We start from the raw sequence: 19,128 nt of genomic DNA on the forward strand, positions 1-19,128 counted from the left end.
CAGACTGGACACGCATCATGACCCGGATTTCCGCCCTCACCGACCTGCTCTTGCATCTCTTCAAATGGCTGCTGATTGCCGCCGTCGTCGCCGTATTGGCGGGCACGGCCTCGGCGGGATTTCTATTTGCCCTGGCATGGGCGACCGGCACGCGCATGGCGCATCCATGGCTGATCTGGCTGCTGCCGCTGGCCGGCTTTGGCGTCGGCTGGCTATATCTGCGTTATGGCAGCACGGTCGAGGGCGGAGCGAACCTGCTCATCGATGAAATCCACGATCCGAAAAAAATCATTCCTCTGCGCATGGCGCCGCTGGTGCTGGGCGCCACTGTTGTCTCGCACCTGTTTGGTGCTTCCGTGGGCCGCGAAGGCACGGCCGTGCAAATGGGCGGCGCCCTGGCCGACCAGCTGACGCGGCTGTTTCGCCTGGATACGGAAGACCGCCGCATCGTCTTGATGGCCGGCATCAGTGCCGGCTTTGCTTCCGTGTTTGGCACGCCGCTGGCAGGCGCCATCTTTGGCCTGGAAGTGCTGGCCATCGGTCGCCTGCGCTATGAAGCCATGCTGCCCTGCCTGGCTGCGGCCGTGATTGCCGACCAGGTGGGTTTGCTCTGGGGCATACAACACACCCACTACGCCGTACCCCTGATTCCCGCCATCTCGGCCTGGACCCTGGCTGCCATGGTGATTGCTGGAATGTTATTTGGCATCACCGGCAAAGTGTTTGCCAGCGCCACGCATGGCTTGTCGCACGCCATGAAGCGCTGGCTAGCCTATGCCCCGCTGCGCCCTTTGCTGGGCGGCGTAGTGGTGGCCTGCGCCGTCTGGCTGCTGGGTACCGATCAGTACATCGGCCTGGGCATCCCCACCATCGTCGATGCATTGAAAGAACCACTGCCTGCCTGGGATTTTCTCGGCAAGATGGCGTTTACCATCGTCTCGCTGGGCACGGGATTCAAGGGCGGCGAAGTCACGCCTCTGTTTTTCATCGGCGCCACCCTGGGCAACGCGCTGGGCCCCTTGCTGCACCAGCCCGTCACCTTGCTGGCCGCGATCGGTTTCGTGGCCGTATTTGCCGGTGCAGCCAACACGCCGATCGCCTCCACCCTGATGGCGATGGAATTGTTTGGCGCCGAGATCGGCGTGTATGCAGCCATCGCCTGCGTGGTGGCCTACCTGTTTTCAGGCCACGCCGGCATTTACCGGGCGCAGCGCAGCGGCCATGCGAAACGGCATCCACCTCGGCAGCAAGATGGCAAGCCGGATTGAACACTGTCCTCCACGGGTCTCTACGCAGGCGGGCAATATATTGCCCCCTAGTATAATGGGAAACATTTTGCCCACCGCATAGCTTTCGATGAAAAAACAAGTATCTCTTGCCACCAATTCCCAAACCCCTACTTCTTCCGTTATAAATCTGCCCGAACTGGCCCTGATCGCCATCACCTTTATTTGGGGTGGTACCTTTCTGGTGGTGCACAATGCCGTCACCGCCAGCGGTCCGCTGGCCTTTGTGGCCGCCCGCTTTGCGATTGCCGCCGCTATCTGCAGCCTGATTTGCCGGGGCCAGCTGCTCAAGCTGACAAAAGCCGAATTCGTGGCGGGCGTGGCTATCGGCGTGGCCATCTTTGGCGGCTACACCTTGCAAACCTATGGCTTGATGTTTATTTCCAGCAGCAAGTCAGCCTTTATCACGGCCTTTTATGTGCCTATCGTGCCGCTGGTGCAATGGCTGGTATTCAAGCAACGCCCTCACCCGGCCGTGTGGGTCGCGGTAGTGGTGGCTTTTGTGGGGCTGGTATTGCTGACGGGCACCGATGGCCTGACGATGGGTTTGGGCAAGGGAGAATTGATCACGGCCGTGGGGGCGATTGCGATTGCGCTGGAAATCATTCTGGTCAGCCGCGTTGCTGCCAGCCTGAATATCTTGCGCGTAACCATCGTGCAACTGGCCACGGCGTCATTGACCGCGCTGCTGCTGATGCCGGTACTGGGCGAAGCGCCGCCACCTCTCAGCAAGACTTTTGTGTTCAGCGTCATCGCGCTGGGATGCGCCAGTGCCTTGATTCAATATGTGATGAACTGGGCCCAGAAACGCATTTCCGCCACCAAGGCTACCTTGATTTATGCGGGCGAACCGGTCTGGGCCGGCGTGATCGGCCGCCTGGCTGGCGAACGTTTGCCAGCCATGGCGATCGTGGGTGGCATCCTGATTATTGCCGCCGGCATCCTCAGCGAATGGCGTCCTAAAAAGGCCAGCAGCGCTAGTAGCGATACCGAGGCAGAGCTGACGCAGTGATCAAGCCAGTGCGAGCGCTTTCAGGGCTGGCACAATATCATGCAGGCTAGTGACTTCAAACGTGGGAACAGCTTCCGAGGTGTTGGCCATGCGGCCCGGATTGAACCAGCAACTGTCGATACCGTAGCGGTTGGCGCCAAGGATGTCCGCGTCCAGACGGTCACCGATGATGACGGCCTCTTCCTTGGCAAACGGGCGCGCCATCTTGGTGGCGTACTCGAAGAAGCGGACATCGGGCTTGGCGTGGCCGCACGCTTCAGAGGTGGCCACAAAGGAAATACAGTCGCCCAGGCCCGAACTGGCGATGCGGCGGTTTTGTATGGCTTCCACGCCGTTGGTGATAATGCCCACTTCACCAATCGCCGCCAAGGTTGCGCATACCTCGCGCGCGCCATCGATCAGTACCACGGTGTCTGGCAGGGAGTCCAGATACAGCTGGCTGGCCGCTTCCGGGTCCAGCGCCAGACCATGTTTGGCAAAAGTGGCGCGAAAACGCTCGACCTTCAGGAAATCCTTGGTCACGGCGCCCGTTTCGAATTTGCGCCACAGGTCCGTGTTGATGGCCTGGTAATCGGTGAACAGCCCGTCTATCGGCTCGTGCAAGCCCAAAGCCTGCATGGTGCGCACAAACGAGAGTTTTTCGGAAGCCCTGAAGTCGAGCAAGGTATCATCTAAATCAAACAAAAACAGTTTATGCTTCATGCGTTCCGCTATGAGAGTGGAGGTAATCTTGCATGGTAGCATGACCTATCTCAAAGCAGGGCTCGCCTACTCAGTCGCCATCACTGACCGAATAAAGAATATTCTCGGTATCAAGCATATCCCATGGGGCGTGTCGAAGGACGTAGCTGTAGCGCCCTTTTCCCAAAGGTATCAGGCCTATATTATCGTCGAAAAACAGACGAACTTCTTTCCGTAATTCACCGTGCACCGCTACAAACTCGTACGAAGCATAGTCATGTGCGTGGGGCAATTTTTGATAGCCGCTGACACCGCCAATCGGCAAATCTCCATAAGCCCCACCGTTGACCATGATATTGCGCAACTGGTATCCCGTTTCATTTTTTATGCGGATATCCGTCATCACAATCGGCCGCAGATACGGCAGCAAGGCCAGGGCAAAGGCACACAGGGCGACCACCATGAAGAAAAATATCTTCATGAAATGATCTGAAAAGAATTGTCCTTCGACGCTATCGCTTTGCTGTAGCTCCACTCTTTATCTTCCTTCCTTGCTAAACAGACCAGTCCAGCCCCCGCTACGCCCCCTGCAAGGCCAGCGGCACTGCCCGCGCCCAGCGGTTCGATGAGAGCGAGAACGTCAGCGCACGCACTTGGTGGTACCAGCCGGCAGGCACGTACAACATATCGCCCGGATGGACGATGCATTCGACCATGCTGGCCTGGCGCGCCAGCGGGAACTTGTCGAAATCGGGCGCTTCCGGGTCGAATGGCGAACCGAACAGGATGGCGTTCGCCTCGCTCGGATATAAAAATTCGTCATGATGCGGCGGCGACAGAAAGATGCGTTTGCTGCCCCATATCTGCGCAAAGATATTATCATCGTAATCACAATGCAGGGGCGTTACCGTGCCGGCCGGGCCGATCCAGAAACGCGGCGGACCCATCTTGTCGAAATACGTGGGCCAATGGCACTGGCTATTCAATTCGCGCAATTCCAGGTTGCCCAGATACGGCGGCAGCGCGTGTACACCACTCTCCACCAGGTCCAGATATTCCAGCATGGACATATCCTGCATGGCACGGTCAGCAGCGAAGGCCGTGTTGATATAGTCGCCCACGCGGGCACGCACGGGCACATGGCCATAGCGCTGACGCAAGATGCCTGGTGTTTCGGCAAACAAGGGCCAGCGTTTGACCATTCCGCTCATCAAAAAAGGCAAGCCTAGTGCAGCCTGCGCGCGGAAGGCGGCAGCACTCAACACACCCAGGCGTGGCACGCTGGAAATAGTGGGCAGCTCGCGCGCGGCCTGCCTGATCGCCGTGCGCATGGCGGCGATGGATGCCACGCCGCGTACTTGCGCATCCTTGCGTTCTCGCGCCTGTTTCCTGGCAAGCGCGTCTTCGGGCGAAGCAAACGCTGCTGGCGGCCTGGGCGGCAGTACGCGTGGCGGTGGATGGGGACTGACTATTTTTTTCTCTACTGGCATCGACTTCACTACTTCACTATTCATGGGAACGCTGCGGCTCTGCAGCAAAACTGTCCGCCAGTTTAACATTGTGCTGCAGGGGAACAGGACTGCTCAGCTCCTGCGACGGCATGGCCAGCGCCAGCAAGAGTGGACCGATCTTGTCTGCGGGCAAACACCAATCTACGTCCACGTTGTCGAGCGCGCTTTGCGGCATCGACGGCGCCAGTGCATCGGCCGGATCTTGCACCACGGCCTTGCCGCCGCAAGCCTTGATCGCCTGCAAGCCCGCCGTGCCATCGCCGAGATAGCCACTGAGGATGAGACCTACCACATTGGCGCCACCAGTGCTGGCGGCACTACGGAACAAGGGGTCGATGGCAGGCCGCGTATAGTGTTCTTTGGCCCCGGGGCTCAGTTTGATCGCGCGCTGGCCTTCTACCAGCGTGAGCAGCATATGGCGGCCAGGCGGCGCCAGCAAAATACTGCCCGGACGCAACACTTCGCCATCACGCGCATGGCGCACGGGCAAGGCGCAGCAGCGGCCCAATACTTCGGGCAAGGCAGTCTTGCGCGATCCCACATGCGAGACCAGCAAGATGGGGGCCGCAAAGTCGGCTGGCAAGCAGGCAAGGATCAGCGATAGCGCTTCCAGCCCGCCCACGGAAGCTCCGATGACGACAAGCGGTTGCACACGACCCTCCCCTGTACACGATGGACCGCGTCGTCATTGTGTAACGCCGCGCCCATGTATTCTGTGCGTCGCCGCACACAGAATGCGGCGGGTGTGAAGGGTGTGGCGAAGGTCAGACGGGCGTCTTGAAAATAGGATCGACGATGAATTGCTGGGCCTTGATGCGCAAGGTGCGCTCTTCATCGAGTTCGGCGCGGGTCTCGCCCAGCTCTTCGCGCTCCGCTTCCAGTTCCAGCCGTACGGTCGCCAGTTCCGTTTCCACGCGGATCAGGGTTTCCAGCTGCAACTGTGCCTGTATGAGTTCGGCACGCGCCGCTTCGGCAGCCTCTTCCAGGCGCGGTATACCTTCGAGCTTGAATTGCGCCTTGGCCAGATCCATGCGCGCCTGCTCGGCGGCCTCTTCCAGGCGCGGCAAGCCTTCCAGGCGCAATTGCGCCTTGGCCAGATCCGTACGGGCCTGGTTGGCTACCTGGCGCTCGCGCTCCAGTTCGGCACGCAAGGTTTCCAGCTCGCCCGCCTGCACATCGAGCAACTCTTGCTGGCGCTCGTTTTCGCTGGCCAGGTCCATCAATTCCTGCTGATTGTCGTTCATCTCGGCTTCATGCGCGGTGTGGCTGGCGCTCAGTTCCTGTCCTACGAAATCGAGTATGGCTTGCTGCAGCACCGGCGACAGCGTTGCGACCGCGGCGATCTGGCGCTGGGCGCCGGCCTTGCGGCGCTGCAACAGCTTGCTGACAGTCCCCAGGCAAACCCCATTGCCCAAGGTCTCGCGCAGCGCGCGCACCGTGATGGCCTGGCCTTGCGCCGCCATCGCATCCATCGCCGCATTGATCTGTTCCGCGCTTACTTTTGCCATCTCGTTTTCTCGTGTATTTCTCGTGGTTGTTGCCGGGGCCATCATATTTTTGAAGCATGATGCTCAGGGACAACATATTATCCAAGCGAGGGCAAAACGTAAAGTATTTCTCAATAGAAATTACAATTGCACAACAGAATCTTGATCTGAGTTCAACCGGGCTTACTCATTTTCCAGCAAACCATGTTCTGACAACTCATCCTGCACCAGTTCCAGCCGCAGCACGGGATTGTCTTGACTGAGCAATAACTGCTTTTGCATCGCCGTCAACGACAGCAGTTCGCACCAGCGGTTCGCTACCCAGCCGCTCTCATCAAGCCGGTATGGGGGCTGCATCGGCATCTGGTCCATGGGGATTTTTTGTTCCTGCAAGGTGCGTATCAGCGCGCCCAGGGCATCGGCCACATTCTGCTGTTCCTGCGGAATCGCGATAATCTTGTCGGACGGCAGCATTTCCACCCGCCCCATCCACAAGCCATGCTGCAGCTGTTCGCTGTGCAGTATGCGAAAGCGCTGCGTGCCCATGCATTTGATCTGCAGCAAGCCGGATAGGGGCGCCGCCCATTCGATCACGCGCGCCAAGGTACCCACCGGCGCCAGGGTTTCATGCTGGCCCGGCTTGCGCACTTCCGTGCCATCCAACAACTGCACCACACCGAACGGCTGCTCGCCCATGATGCATTTACGTATCATGTCCAGATAGCGCACCTCAAAGATCTGCAGCGGCAGATAACCATCAGGATACAGTACCGTATTGAGCGGGAACAAAGGTATCGAAGTCATGCCGCATGATGGCACGAATGGCATATCCTTGCAGCGCGCCTCGCCCAATCTCCCTTACTTATAAAAGCGCCGCTTGCTGGCCCGTTCAGCTGCCTTTGGCGTCATCACCTTCACGGCCTTTTTCTGGATCGCACCACCGGCGCCCGTGCCCGGCACGCGGTGTTCGGCCTCGAAACCAGGCTCTTCGCTGCGCTTCAGCGTTTGCCTGATCAAGGCTTCGATGGCCGACAGCAATTCCACCTCATCGGCACAGACCAGAGACAGCGCCACACCCGATGCGCCGGCGCGGCCCGTGCGGCCGATGCGGTGGATATAGTCTTCGGCCACCGTCGGCAAATCGAAATTGACCACCTGCGGCAGTTGCTCGATATCGAGACCGCGCGCGGCCACGTCGGTGGCCACCAGCACTTGCACTTCTTGCGCCTTGAAACGGGCCAACGCACGCAAACGGTTCGGCTGCGTCTTGTCGCCATGAATCGAATCGGCGCGCACGCCGTGTTCCAGCAAAGTATGGACCAGTTGCTCGACGCCCTTGCGCGTCTTGACGAAGACCAGCACCTGGCCCCAGCGCTTTTTCTTCAGCAAGTGTAAAAACAGTTCCGGCTTGCGTTTCTTGTCGCACACGATCACCGATTGCTGCACGGCTTTCACGGTGCTGTTGCGCGGACTCACTTCCACCGACACGGGGTCTTTCAGCATGGTATTGGCCATGGCGCGGATGGCGTCCGAGAAAGTCGCCGAGAACAGCAAGGTCTGGCGCTGCTTGGGCATGGCCATCAGCAGCAAGTCCAGTTCGCGCTCGAAACCCAGGTCCAGCATGCGGTCCGCCTCGTCCAGCACCAAGGTTTGCACTTGTTCAAACTTGATCGCGCCCTGCGATTGCAAATCAAGCAGACGGCCCGGCGTGGCCACCAGCACATCGAGCCCCTTGCGCAATTTTGAAATTTGCGGCTCGATCGGCACGCCGCCGTAGGCGACAAAACTGCGCAACGGCAAGTTACCGCCATAGCTGCGGAAGCTGGCATACACCTGCTCTGCCAATTCGCGCGTAGGCACCAGCACCAGCACGCGCACGCACTGGGGTTCAACCACGCCTTCCAATGCCAGCCGTTGCAATAGCGGTACGGCAAAACCAGCCGTCTTGCCGGTACCAGTCTGGGCCGCCGCCATCAGGTCGCGCTTGGCCAGCACGGCAGGGATTGCTTGCGCCTGCACCGGCGTCGGCTTGGCATAACCGAGCTCGTCAAGTCTGCGGATCAGGGGATCGATCAGGCCGAGGGAGGAAAAACTCATGGGGAAACCTTGCAGCAAAAGAACACGAAGCCGCGATTATAGGCCAGCAGCGGTGCCGGCCTATGCTTTCATCAGGAAAACCGCAATCTCAACACTGCGTCAAAACTTCATTTCCATCGTCGCGCGCGCCTGCGGTGAGCTCGGCGAAATGCTGTTGCGCTGTATCGTGCCGGTAGCGTCCGTATAACGCGTATCGCTTTCAAAGTCTTGCGCCAGCAAGTTCGATACAGACAGGCGCAGCTGGTTCTTCGGATTGAATTTCCACAAGGCATACAAGTCGAGATCGCGCCGTGGCGAGCTGTAGGCGCTCTGGCGCTCGGTGATGCGCACCGGGCCGCCATTGCGGAAATTAAAGCTGCCGCCCGTCGTCAGCACGCCATCGGGCGTCTTGTAATCGATGCCAAAGTTGCCGCTGACGGGCGTTTGCTGGTCCAGACGGTTATTTGGTCCCGGCACCTGCTCCACCTGCGACCAGTTGCGGCTGACACTGGCGCGCAAGTCTATCGCCGGCACCGGCGTGGAAAATACGGCGCGCAGCGGAAACTTCGCTTCCAGTTCCAGGGTCTGCGTATTGGCGCGGCCATCGTTGACGGGCGTGGACACCCAGCGGTCATCGATGAACAGCAAGCCCTGGCGCGTATAGCCATCGATGCGGCGGGCCGAGGCGCGCGCGCTGAGCAAGGCCCCTTCGGCCCAATAGTGTTCGTAAGAAGCGTCGATACCCAGCGCCAGCTCAGGCTTCAGATTCGGATTGCCTTCGCGGTCAGGCTCGGTCTGGCTATTATTGGTCGACAGCATGCGCCGTGGTATCAGGCTGGAGGTGGCCGGTGCCTTGTAGGTCCGCGTCAAGGCCAGGCGCACCTGGTCGCCCTTAGTGTCGGGCAACTTCCACAAGGTTTGTAGCAGCGGGCTCCAGACGCTGCTGCGCTGCTGCACCTCGTCATAGCTATTGCCGATGCTGCGCGTATCGATGCCTTCCCAGCGCACGCCCGCATACATGGACCAGCGCGGCGTAATATCCCACTCATCCTGTGCGTACAGCGCCAGGCGCTTGATATAGGCATTGAAATCTTCATCGATATTGATGGGGGGACGTCCGCCCGGCAAGGCCGCCTCACGCTGCCGGCGCTCTTCATCCCGTTTGCTGTAACCAGCATCCCAGCCCATCGACAGGGCATGGCCCGGTATCAGCGGCGAAGAATACTTGCCGGTGGAAGACACGTTCTTTTCCGATGCTTCCACGCGCGCGTTACGGTCCAGCGCCAGTCCCACGCCATCGATGTAGCCGAGTGGATGATTATCGGACGAATTGTTGCCGACACCTGCGCGCAGCCCCAGTTCCAGCTTGGCGCCGCCGTCGAGCTTGCGCACCCAGCTCAAGTCGGTACGGCCATACGCATAATGGTTGCCTCCGTCGCCATCATTCGTGTCGTAGTCTGGCCGCAAGCCCAAGATGGTGTCGGTGCGGCTATGGCTGCGGCTTTCGTTGCGTCCGCCATTGATGAAAAATTGCGCCGTCAGATTATCGCCGCCCGGAAAAGCCCAGTTCAGGCGCGGCGACAGATTAAGGCCTTCCGAACGGCCATCGCCCGTGCCATTGCTACGGCGTAGCAAATTTTGCTGCCCATCCGGCAAATAGCCGAGGTCCAGTGCCGGATTTTCATAGTGATAGTCATAGCGGTAGAACGAGGCGGCCAGCGAATATGAAAAAATGCCGTCCTTATCCGACAATTGCAAATTTCCATTGCTGGAAAAAGCATCGCGGCCACCGCCCACCCCGAGCTTGACGTCGCGCTGCGCCGTCTTGACGGCTTTCTTCAACACCACATTGATGGTGCCGGCAATCGATTGCGTGCTGTACTCGGCGCTGGCCGCATGCAAAATCTCGATGCGCTCGATCACATCGGGCGACAAGGTATCGAGCGAAAACCCGGCTGGTGCGCGTTCGCCATTGAGCAAAATCTGCGTGTAGCCGCTGCCCAGACCACGCATGCGGATTTCGCCACCCGAACGCCCGGCCGCGCCGGAGACGGTAATGCCGGGCAGGCGCTTGAGCACGTCAGTGACATTGGTGTCGCCATACTTGAGGATTTCCTCGCTGCTGACGATCATCTTGCTGGCGGTATCGTCGCGGCGCGGATCGTAGCCACTGCCCTTCACTTCCACCGTCTGTATGGCAGGCGCATCGGCAACTTTCAGGGGCTTGGCAGGCTGAGCCGGCGTGGCGGCGGCATCAGCCGGTGAACTGGCGGAATTTTGCTGGGCCTGGGCATTCCAGGCAAACAAGACAGCGGCGGCAACAACGGTGAGGCGCAGGGCAAATGGACGACGAAGGATCATTGAATTAGCAAAGGTTGGCTGAACAAAAGTGGCTAAAAGCTAAAAACATGCAGCCGCATTTTGCGTCAATTTTGCTCTTATGACACACCTTTCTGAAAATATTTCTTAAAGTAAATTAAATTCGGCGCGAACATCGCCATCCGGGTCAGGCATGCACTGCATTTCGTTACGCGCAGCATCGCCGCTATAATGCGTTTTCACCATTCCCCAACAAAGGCTCACCATCGTGTCTGACCGTCTTGCCGTCCTGCCTCAATATCTGCTACCCAAGGGAGCGTTGACCAATTTTGCCGGCAGAGTCGCTGGCGCCAAGGGCGGCGCCATGACCACGCGTCTGATACGCTGGTTTGTCGGCCGCTACAACGTCAACATGGATGAGGCGCTGGACCCGGATATCACGCACTACAGCAGCTTCAACGATTTCTTCACGCGCGCGCTGCGCCCCGACGCTCGCCCGCTGGCCAAGGCCGACTACGTCTGCCCGGTCGATGGCCGCATCAGCCAGTTCGGCAGGATCGACAAGGACCAGATCTTCCAGGCCAAGGGACACCAGTTCAGCACCACCGCCCTGGTCGGTGGCGATGCGGCACTGGCTGCCCAATTCGAGCACGGCAGCTTTGCCAATCTCTACCTGAGCCCGCGCGATTACCACCGCATCCACATGCCTTGCGATGGCCGCCTGACGCGCATGATCTATGTTCCCGGTGAACTGTTTTCCGTCAACCCGACCACCGCGCGCGGCATCCCTGGCTTGTTCGCCCGCAACGAACGCGTGGTCTGCGTATTCGACACGGCCAAGGGCCCATTCGTGATGACACTGGTCGGCGCCACCATCGTCGGCAGCATGGCTACCGTCTGGCACGGCGTCGTCAACCCGCCGCGCACCGGCCAGGTACGCGACTGGAGCTATGCCAACGATAATATCGTGCTGAAACAAGGCGAAGAACTGGGCCGCTTCCTGCTGGGTTCGACCGTGGTGATGCTGTTCCCGAAAGACACCGTGGACTTTAATACGGCGTGGCAACCGGCTGGCCCGGTACAGCTCGGTGAAGTGATGGGCAACACGCCAGCCTAAACAGGCATATCAGCCTGATACATCTCTTCCATTAAATCGAGAAACACGCGCGTCTTGGCCGGCATCAAACGCCGGCCAGGAAATACGGCCCAGCCCGTCACTCGCGGAAAACGCCATTCGGGCAGCACGCGCACCAGTTCGCCCCGTTCCAGATACGGTTTTGCATACCTGTCGGTGCTGGCCGCGATGCCCGTGCCCATGCATGCCATGCGCACCAGCAATTCCGGCGAATTGGCCAGCAGGCGAACGGGTAAATCACGCTCCCAGCTGGTCTTGCCGCGCGTCAAATTCCAACGCACCATGCCGTGTATGGCGCGCGGCAAGCTCAGCAAATCGTAGCGGTACAAATCATCGGGATGCTCAGGCAAGCCGTGCAGGCTAGCGTACTGCGGCGAGGCGTAAAGCGACCAGGTGCTGAAGGCAACCGGGCGTGCAGCCAGGCTGGCATCGTCGGGCAAGGTGCCCATGCGGATGGCCAGGTCAAAATTTTCCGCCAGCAAATCCACCCTCCGCGCCGACAAGTCAAGTTCCAGCGAAATGGCCGGATAACGGCGCACGAATTCCGCCAGTACCTGGCGCATCACGGTATCGGCAAAGTCGGCCGGCATGGAAATACGCAGCAAGCCGCTGGGCCCGGCCTGGCGATGCTGGGTCAGCGCCGCCGCTGCATCCGTTTCCTCGGCCACCTTGCGCGCATGTTCCAGCAGGCTGGCGCCAAACTCCGTCAGCGCCAGCTTGCGCGTGGTACGCAGCAGCAGCCGTTCACCGAGTTGCGTTTCCAGCTGCGAAATGCGGCGCGACAAGGTCGACTTCGGCAAGTCCACACGTTCGGCAGCCCGTGAAAAGCTGCCGTTTTCCACCACCCTCGCAAACAGCAGCAAGTCGCCCGGATCGATATTCATGTTCTTCCTTCCAGCATGATTGTTCCACTAATGGACTAATGTTATCCATTTTAACGGCTTCCGGAAGGTTTTTGGGATTGCTATAGTTCACCCATCGCAAGACAACTCACCCGGAGAAACACCATGAACATCCTGCAAATCAATTCCAGCGCCCGCAGCACCGGCTCCGCATCGACCCGCCTGGCTGACGCCATCGTCGCCCGCGTCCGTAACAGCAAACCTGAAACCACCCTGGTACGCCGCGACCTGGCTGCCGAACCGCACCCCGTACTCGACGAAGCTACCCTGCAGGCACTGTTCACGCCAGCAGACAAACGCACGGCCGAACAAGCTGCCCGCATCGCCCAGGACGACGCCCTGATCGCGCAAGTACAAGCGGCCGACGTGATCGTCATCGGCGCACCGATGTACAACTTCGGCATCACGGTGCAACTGAAAAGCTGGTTCGACGCAATTGCCCGCGCCAACGTCACCTTCAAATACACGGAAAACGGCCCGGTTGGCCTGCTGACCGGCAAGAAAGTCTACGTGGGCCTGTCGCGCGGCGGCTTGCACCGCGATGGCGTGACGGATAGCCAGGTGCCATTCCTGAACACCATGTTCCGCTTCCTGGGCATGACAGACGTGCAATACGTGTACTCGGAAGGCATGGGCATGGGCGCGGACGCCGTGGCCAAGGCACAGGCACTGGCCGATGCAGAGATCAATGCGATTCTGGTGTAAGCCAGACCACGCCAGCCCGGCGCATCACAAGACGGCGCAGCATGCGCCGTTTTTTCTTGATTGGAGAAAATCATGAGCGACACCCTCAGCTTTACACCTGTCAACAAACCGCGCGCCGTCGAACGCGTGCTCGCCGGCCAGTCCGTCATGGATGGCGCCGGCGTCAAGATCAACCGCGTGCTGACGCAGGCGCTGCAGCGCCGCCTCGACCCTTTTTTGATGCTCGACAATCTGGCCAGCGACCAGCCGAACGACTACCTCGCCGGCTTTCCCGCCCATCCGCACCGGGGCCTGGAAACCGTGTCCTATATGGTGGCAGGCCGCATGCGCCACCGCGACAGCGCCGGCCATGAAGGCTTGCTGGCCACCGGCGGCGTGCAATGGATGACGGCCGGCAGCGGCGTGCAGCATTCGGAAATGCCGGAACAGGAAGAAGGCGTGATGGAAGGTTTTCAGTTGTGGCTGAACCTGCCAGCGCGCGACAAGATGTGCAAGCCCTGGTACCGCGATTTTGCCAGCGAAGACATTCCCCGCTACACAATGGACGACGGCGTGACGGTGCAAGTAATCGCCGGCCACAGCCATGGCGTGACGGGCGCCATGCAGCGCGCCGTGACGGAACCGGTCTACCTCGATATCGACTTGCCGGCCGGCAGCAGCTTCGACCAGCCTTTGCCAGCAGGCCATAACGCCTTTTTGTACGCGTTTCGCGGCGAAGTGCAAGTCGATGGCAAGTCCGTGCCAAACCAACGCATGGCGATTCTGGCCAATACGCCAGAGGCCGACGGCGTGCGCATCACGGCGCCTGCAGGCGGCCGCGTAATCCTGGTCGCCGGCAAACCCCTAAATGAGCCTATCGCCCAGTACGGTCCCTTCGTGATGAACACCCAGGCAGAAATCTTTCAGGCGGTGCAGGATTTCCGCGAAGGAAAGTTTGGCCAAACGACGGCTTGATCAGTGGACGTCAGGCAAGGCAGCCGCAGTACAGTGCGGCTGCTTTTCCATTACACTGGGAGCAAGATCATTCTCCCTAGCATGCCATGTCCGCACCCCACGATAGCCACCATCACGACGACCACCAAAGCGGTGCCCATCTGCACGCACACTTACAAGGCGATGCCAAGCATACGCACTCATTTGAGGGTCGCAAGCAGCGCACCCTGGCCTGGGCACTGGGGTTGACGATCTTTTTTGCCGGCGTGGAAGTGGTTGCCGGTTTCATTTCCAATTCGCTGGCCCTGATTTCCGATGCGGGCCATATGGTGACAGACGCGGCGGCCCTGGGCCTGGCCTTGCTGGCCCAAATCATCGCGCGCCGCCCACCCTCCCCGCGCCACTCCTTCGGTTTCGGCCGCGCCGAAGCGCTGGCCGCCTTCGTCAATGGCTTGCTGATGCTGTGCGTGGTCAGCTGGATCTGCTACGAAGCGGTGCTGCGCTTTTCCACCCCGCAAGATGTGCACGGTGAAATGGTGTTCGTGGTCGCCAGCATCGGCCTGGCGATCAACCTGGTGGTGGCCTGGGTGCTGTCGAAAGACCAGCAAAGCGTCAACACGCGCGCCGCGCTGGTGCACGTGATGGGCGACTTGCTGGGCTCGGTAGCCGCCATCGTGGCTGGCGTCGTGATCTACTTTACGGGCTGGATGCAGATCGACCCGCTGCTCTCGGTATTAGTCTCCCTGCTGATCCTCAAATCCACATTCGGCGTGCTGCGCGACTCTTACCACTTCCTGATGGAAGGCGTGCCGCACGAAATCGACTACATCACCGTCGGTAATGACGTGGAACAAATCGACGGCGTCAAATCCGTGCACGACCTGCACGTATGGGACATGTCACCTGGCCAGCCCGCCCTGATCGGCCACGTGGAAATCGAACACCTCGACCACTGGCCCACCGTCTTGCGCGCGATCAAAAAAATGCTGCTGGCCAAACACGGCATCGACCATATCACCTTGCAGCCGGAAACGGCGACCATGGCGGGGCTGCATCAGGATGATCAGACGCACGGGACATTGTCTTGAGATTAGCTGAAAGAGCAGGCATTTAATGACGGATAACGACTTGCTGGAACATAAAGCCATCATCCGCACACTTTGGTGGGACAAGGACGAAAATGTCAGAGTATCCCTTACCCAAGCTGACCTTGTTGAACGCAGCGAACCCATCATCAGCCTTGGCGAAGCCGGTATGGGAAAATCCTATCTGCTGGAATGGCTCGCCAAGACGCCAGGCTATGCGCGTTGTACCGCCCGCCAGCTCATTAATCGTCCTAAACCGCAAACGCTACTTGGCGACGCAAGGGTTTTGCTCATTGACGCACTGGACGAAGTCAGCACCCAGCAGGGTGGAGATGCAGTAGACCAGGTGCTGCGCAAATTAGGCGAACTCGAGTACCCTACTTTTATGCTGTCATGTCGCGTGGCAGATTGGCGTAGCGCGACTGGCGTGGAGACAATCAAGGAGCAATATGAAGAAAAGCCGCTGGAACTGCACCTTGCCCCCTTCAGCGATGAAGATGCAATCGATTTTCTTGGCAGCAGGCTAGGCAACGATACCGCTCGGACAGTAATCGAACATTTCAATACACGCAATTTGCACGGCCTGCTCGGCAATCCCCAAACATTGGAAATGATCGTCAAGGTTGCCAACAAGGGGCCATTGCCAGAGACGCGTGGCGCCCTATTCGCTAGTGCCATCGACGTATTACTGGAACATAAAGATACCAAACAAGCTAGCCAGCCCGCGAAAGAAGTTGGACTCGATGCCGCTGGCGCAGCTTTTGCAGGATTAATCCTGACTGGTAGCGAAGCTTTGGTACGGAAGGCGGCCGCGAACGTGGCCGAAGGCGAGCTATTACTTGCCGACACCTCCCTCCTCCCAGGCGCCAAGGAAATCGAAGCGGTACTCGGTACACGGCTATTCAAGGCCGATGGCACAGATCGCTTCAGCTACTGGCATCGCCGCATCGGCGAGTTTCTGGCCGCGCGCTGGCTGGCAAAAAATGCCAACACGCAACGCAAACGCAGACGCCTGCTTGCATTGTTCCACAATCATGGCCTGGTGCCGGCAAACCTCCGTGGACTGCATGCATGGCTCGCTTGCGAACCATCGCTTGCAATGCAAGTGATTGCAGCAGATCCCATGGGGGTTATCGAATATGGCGACGCCGATGACATCTCGCTTGAGCAGGCACGTGCTCTGATCAGCGCACTGAAACGCCTAGCCGCAGACAACCCTAATTTTCGCGACTGGGGAGAGTATTCAGTGCGCGGCATCGTTCAAGCAGAGCTCGTGAGCGAGGTGCGCGAGCTGATCACAGACCCTGATACGCCCTTCGGCCTGCGGCTACTGGTACTTGAATCAATAAAGGGAGCCAAGATTGCTCCAGAGCTCACAAATGAACTACGCATGCTCGTGCTGGACGATAGTGCTTTCTTTGCAAATAGAAGCGCTGCAGCCAAGACCCTTGTGGGGTTGTCAGCCAATGAGGATTGGGCAGGTATTTTACGCACTCTGCATGGGTATGAGAACGATCTTTCAATTCGACTGGCTATAGAAATAAGCAACAAAATCGGCTATGCCGATCTGGATGATGAGTTAATTGTAGACCTTGTCATCAGTCATACGCAGATTAACAATCATACAGTTGGTATATTAACGCGTATGCAGGAATACTTACCGGTATCACGTCTTGAAGGGATTCTTGATCGCCTTATTTCCTCAGTTGCAAAGCTAGAAAAACCGGATGAGCCTCATGGCATGCATGACATAGCTGACTTTGCAGTTCATCTGATTGTCAGGCGCATCACTGCTGGCGGTGTTTCGGCTGAAAGTCTTTGGTCATGGATAGAACCGTTCGACTATTGGAGCGGTTATCAAAAAAATATGCGCCGGCAATTAGATGAGCTTATTCGAAATGACGCTTCCTTACGCCATGCGGTTCAACGTCTCGTGCTATTAGAAAAAAGCAATACTGAATCCATCGCAAGAAGAGCATTTTTCCTACGTAGAAAGTCGAGCAGCTTTTTGTCAACGTCTGGCGACATTATTGCTTTACTGAAGGAGCTCGATGCAGTAAACCGCCGCGATGAGCGCTGGCGCAGTATCATTAGTCTCGTCGATTGGCAAGGCGAAACTGGCATTGAAATCCGAAAAGCAGCCCTACCTTTCGCAGCACACAGACGTGATTTGCAAGCCTGGATAAATAAACCCAGAATATCTCAACTGGAAAAACTGCAAGCCCTCAATAAGAAGCTGGAACGTCGTCAGCAAAAAAAAAGGGCCGTCAAATATGCTGAACATCGCCGAAATTTCACTACTCACATTTCTCAGATGCGTTTAGGTGAGAGCAATAGGTTGATTTCTCCCGCCAAGGCATATCTCAATTTATTCAACGATCTTGACAGATCTATACCTGCCCATAAACGCATCACTTATTGGCTAGGGGATGAACTGGCTAATGCTGCGTATAACGGTTTTGAGACGTTTCTCACACGAGCCACTCCCTCTCCAAGTGCCACAGAGATTAGTAATTCGCATGCACAAAACCGGCACTGGGAGTCTGCGTATATCATCGTTGTCGCGCTAGCCGAGCGTTTTCGACAAGGTATTAGTTTTGACGATCTATCTGACGAACGATTGATGGCAGGTTTTTTTGAATTACGGCGCAGTCCAGCAGAGGGAGATGCCGGTATCGATGGCTTGGAAAAAGCGCTAGAAACTACGCTCCATCAGCGCGGTGCGTGGAGCGCCGCCATGCGTTTGTATTACGAACCCCAGTTTGATGCACAGCTGACCTACGTCGATAAACTACATCCCCTGATGCATGATGATCAACATAGTGCTATCGCAACTGAGCTCGCTGCGGATTGGCTGAAGCGCTTCCCTCGGATGCCTCAGGCGCCAGAACTGGAACTGATGACGCATCTTCTTCGTTCGGGAGAGTCGGATAAATTACGCCAGGCAAAAGAACGCTTCACAGACATACAGGACGAGGAACACCGCCGTAACTGGGATGCAATTGGCTTACTGATCGATTTTGAACAGACTGTAGCGCGGCTTGAAACTTCTACGGTTGAGCAAGATTTGCTGTGGAATCTAAAACACCTCATCAGCGAAGGCACAGCGAATGGTATCCATATCGCATTGAGTCCGTCACAATCTGAATGGATCATCACCACTTTCCGAGTATGCTGGCCACGCGCTCCTTATCCAACCGGTGGTTTTTCTGGAAACAAGAATGCCTGGGATGCCAGTGATCATCTGATTTACCTTATCCGGCGCCTTGGCAGCGATGCCAGCAACGAAGCGATTGCCTCGCTCCAGCGCCTGAAAAGCACAACGGATGACGGCTACACTGAAACGATCAAATACGTCGCCTCCGAGCAAGCACGCCTTCGCGTGGAGGTCGCATATGCCCCACCGACGCTCGCAGCAATTCATGCCATCGCTCTCGATAGTGCACCGTTGAACACCGCTGATCTGCGAACATTTATGATGGAAGAGCTGGCGGTCGTGCAAGCAAAAATCAAGAGCGACGATGCGGAATCATGGCGGGGCTTCTACAAGAACAGCACGGCAGGAGATGAGGAATGGTGCCGGGATCATTTGCTCGGACTGTTGCGCCAAGGCTCAGAAGGAATCGTGCTCGAACCCGAAAGCCATGTTGCAGCCGACAAGGAGGTCGACATCACATGTTCCGTGGGTACGCTGCGCATTCCAATCGAGATCAAGGGGCAATGGCATCCGAAACTTTGGCATGGTGCAGATAGGCAACTCGATGCACTTTATACGCCAGACTGGCGCGCAAATGGCCATGGCATTTATTTGGTGCTGTGGTTCGGTGCAGGACAGCCGGAGAACAAGAGCCTGCAGAGTCGCGGGCGCTCCAAACAGCAAGCTCAAAATCCGGAGGCGCTTTGCCAGATGCTCACAGCCTCCAGCAAGGCGGCATCCGAAGGGCGCGTCGAGATTTTTGTGCTGGACTTGACGCGCCCGTAGGAAGACAGGATATA

Annotated in this window: 16 protein-coding genes; 7 read left to right on the forward strand and 9 right to left on the reverse strand. The window is 58.1% G+C overall.

Annotated elements, in window-relative coordinates:
- Window positions 1-17: 17 nt before the first annotated feature.
- Entirely contained in the window at window positions 18-1,268 is a 1,251-nt protein-coding gene (locus HDE75_RS01900; protein ID WP_183676484.1) for a voltage-gated chloride channel family protein, read from the forward strand.
- Between the two features lie 88 nt (window positions 1,269-1,356).
- Window positions 1,357-2,298 carry a DMT family transporter gene (locus tag HDE75_RS01905; protein WP_183676483.1) on the forward strand — a complete coding sequence of 314 codons (942 nt, stop codon included), beginning with the start codon at window positions 1,357-1,359 and terminating at the stop codon, window positions 2,296-2,298.
- On the opposite strand, the gene HDE75_RS01910 is transcribed toward HDE75_RS01905, so the two are convergent.
- The 8 genes from HDE75_RS01910 to HDE75_RS01945 all read right to left on the reverse strand — a co-directional run bounded on the left by HDE75_RS01910 (window position 2,299) and on the right by HDE75_RS01945 (window position 10,414).
- Window positions 2,299-3,000: a YjjG family noncanonical pyrimidine nucleotidase gene (locus HDE75_RS01910; RefSeq protein WP_183676482.1), complete on the reverse strand. Its 702-nt coding sequence runs from the start codon at window positions 2,998-3,000 to the stop codon at window positions 2,299-2,301. It abuts the gene before it with no gap.
- Between the two features lie 70 nt (window positions 3,001-3,070).
- Window positions 3,071-3,514 (reverse strand): hypothetical protein, encoded by a 444-nt coding sequence (locus HDE75_RS01915; protein WP_183676481.1) that lies wholly within the window; start codon window positions 3,512-3,514, stop codon window positions 3,071-3,073.
- Between the two features lie 43 nt (window positions 3,515-3,557).
- On the reverse strand, window positions 3,558-4,469 hold the full coding sequence (locus tag HDE75_RS01920) for a cupin-like domain-containing protein (protein ID WP_183676684.1): 912 nt from the start codon (window positions 4,467-4,469) through the stop codon (window positions 3,558-3,560).
- A 16-nt stretch (window positions 4,470-4,485) separates the two neighbouring features.
- Window positions 4,486-5,142, reverse strand: coding sequence for a chemotaxis protein CheB (locus HDE75_RS01925; protein WP_183676480.1), 657 nt, complete (start codon window positions 5,140-5,142; stop codon window positions 4,486-4,488).
- A gap of 112 nt (window positions 5,143-5,254) precedes the next feature.
- On the reverse strand, window positions 5,255-5,998 hold the full coding sequence (locus tag HDE75_RS01930; protein WP_183676479.1) for a DNA-binding protein: 744 nt from the start codon (window positions 5,996-5,998) through the stop codon (window positions 5,255-5,257).
- Between the two features lie 162 nt (window positions 5,999-6,160).
- Entirely contained in the window at window positions 6,161-6,781 is a 621-nt protein-coding gene (locus HDE75_RS01935; protein ID WP_183676478.1) for an LON peptidase substrate-binding domain-containing protein, read from the reverse strand.
- Between the two features lie 54 nt (window positions 6,782-6,835).
- On the reverse strand, window positions 6,836-8,074 hold the full coding sequence (locus HDE75_RS01940) for a DEAD/DEAH box helicase (RefSeq protein ID WP_183676477.1): 1,239 nt from the start codon (window positions 8,072-8,074) through the stop codon (window positions 6,836-6,838).
- Between the two features lie 99 nt (window positions 8,075-8,173).
- The gene (locus HDE75_RS01945) at window positions 8,174-10,414 is read right to left on the reverse strand and encodes a TonB-dependent receptor plug domain-containing protein (RefSeq protein ID WP_183676476.1); all 2,241 of its coding nucleotides are present in this window, start codon (window positions 10,412-10,414) and stop codon (window positions 8,174-8,176) included.
- Between the two features lie 226 nt (window positions 10,415-10,640).
- Here HDE75_RS01945 and asd point away from each other — a divergent pair, with 226 nt between their 5' ends.
- The gene (gene asd / locus HDE75_RS01950; protein WP_183676475.1) at window positions 10,641-11,489 is read left to right on the forward strand and encodes an archaetidylserine decarboxylase; all 849 of its coding nucleotides are present in this window, start codon (window positions 10,641-10,643) and stop codon (window positions 11,487-11,489) included.
- Here the strand turns inward: asd and HDE75_RS01955 are convergent.
- Window positions 11,486-12,391, reverse strand: coding sequence for a LysR family transcriptional regulator (locus HDE75_RS01955; RefSeq protein WP_183676474.1), 906 nt, complete (start codon window positions 12,389-12,391; stop codon window positions 11,486-11,488). The two genes, asd and HDE75_RS01955, sit on opposite strands and share 4 nt — an antisense overlap.
- A 123-nt stretch (window positions 12,392-12,514) precedes the next feature.
- Here HDE75_RS01955 and HDE75_RS01960 point away from each other — a divergent pair, with 123 nt between their 5' ends.
- From HDE75_RS01960 to HDE75_RS26575, 4 genes are all read left to right on the forward strand, one after another.
- Window positions 12,515-13,114, forward strand: a complete 600-nt coding sequence (locus HDE75_RS01960) for an FMN-dependent NADH-azoreductase (protein ID WP_183676473.1) — start codon at window positions 12,515-12,517, stop codon at window positions 13,112-13,114.
- Between the two features lie 72 nt (window positions 13,115-13,186).
- A complete protein-coding gene (locus tag HDE75_RS01965; protein WP_183676472.1) occupies window positions 13,187-14,068 on the forward strand; it encodes a pirin family protein in 882 nt (293 codons plus the stop codon).
- An 86-nt stretch (window positions 14,069-14,154) separates the two neighbouring features.
- Window positions 14,155-15,135, forward strand: coding sequence for a cation diffusion facilitator family transporter (locus HDE75_RS01970; protein ID WP_183676471.1), 981 nt, complete (start codon window positions 14,155-14,157; stop codon window positions 15,133-15,135).
- A 25-nt stretch (window positions 15,136-15,160) separates the two neighbouring features.
- Window positions 15,161-19,114, forward strand: a complete 3,954-nt coding sequence (locus HDE75_RS26575) for an NACHT domain-containing protein (RefSeq protein WP_221291737.1) — start codon at window positions 15,161-15,163, stop codon at window positions 19,112-19,114.
- Window positions 19,115-19,128 lie beyond the last annotated feature (14 nt).

Origin of the sequence: Janthinobacterium silvisoli, from assembly GCF_014200725.1 — a bacterium.
Lineage (GTDB): Bacteria > Pseudomonadota > Gammaproteobacteria > Burkholderiales > Burkholderiaceae_D > Janthinobacterium.

Coding starts and splice junctions, on each gene's coding strand:
- HDE75_RS01900 (WP_183676484.1), top strand. CDS start 18: ATGACCCGGATTTCCGCCCTCACCGACCTGCTCTTGCATCTCTTCAAA.
- HDE75_RS01920 (WP_183676684.1), bottom strand. CDS start 4,469: ATGCCAGTAGAGAAAAAAATAGTCAGTCCCCATCCACCGCCACGCGTA.
- HDE75_RS26575 (WP_221291737.1), top strand. CDS start 15,161: ATGACGGATAACGACTTGCTGGAACATAAAGCCATCATCCGCACACTT.
- HDE75_RS01930 (WP_183676479.1), bottom strand. CDS start 5,998: ATGGCAAAAGTAAGCGCGGAACAGATCAATGCGGCGATGGATGCGATG.
- HDE75_RS01960 (WP_183676473.1), top strand. CDS start 12,515: ATGAACATCCTGCAAATCAATTCCAGCGCCCGCAGCACCGGCTCCGCA.
- HDE75_RS01945 (WP_183676476.1), bottom strand. CDS start 10,414: ATGATCCTTCGTCGTCCATTTGCCCTGCGCCTCACCGTTGTTGCCGCC.
- HDE75_RS01955 (WP_183676474.1), bottom strand. CDS start 12,391: ATGAATATCGATCCGGGCGACTTGCTGCTGTTTGCGAGGGTGGTGGAA.
- HDE75_RS01940 (WP_183676477.1), bottom strand. CDS start 8,074: ATGAGTTTTTCCTCCCTCGGCCTGATCGATCCCCTGATCCGCAGACTT.
- HDE75_RS01910 (WP_183676482.1), bottom strand. CDS start 3,000: ATGAAGCATAAACTGTTTTTGTTTGATTTAGATGATACCTTGCTCGAC.
- HDE75_RS01935 (WP_183676478.1), bottom strand. CDS start 6,781: ATGACTTCGATACCTTTGTTCCCGCTCAATACGGTACTGTATCCTGAT.
- HDE75_RS01970 (WP_183676471.1), top strand. CDS start 14,155: ATGTCCGCACCCCACGATAGCCACCATCACGACGACCACCAAAGCGGT.
- HDE75_RS01965 (WP_183676472.1), top strand. CDS start 13,187: ATGAGCGACACCCTCAGCTTTACACCTGTCAACAAACCGCGCGCCGTC.
- HDE75_RS01905 (WP_183676483.1), top strand. CDS start 1,357: ATGAAAAAACAAGTATCTCTTGCCACCAATTCCCAAACCCCTACTTCT.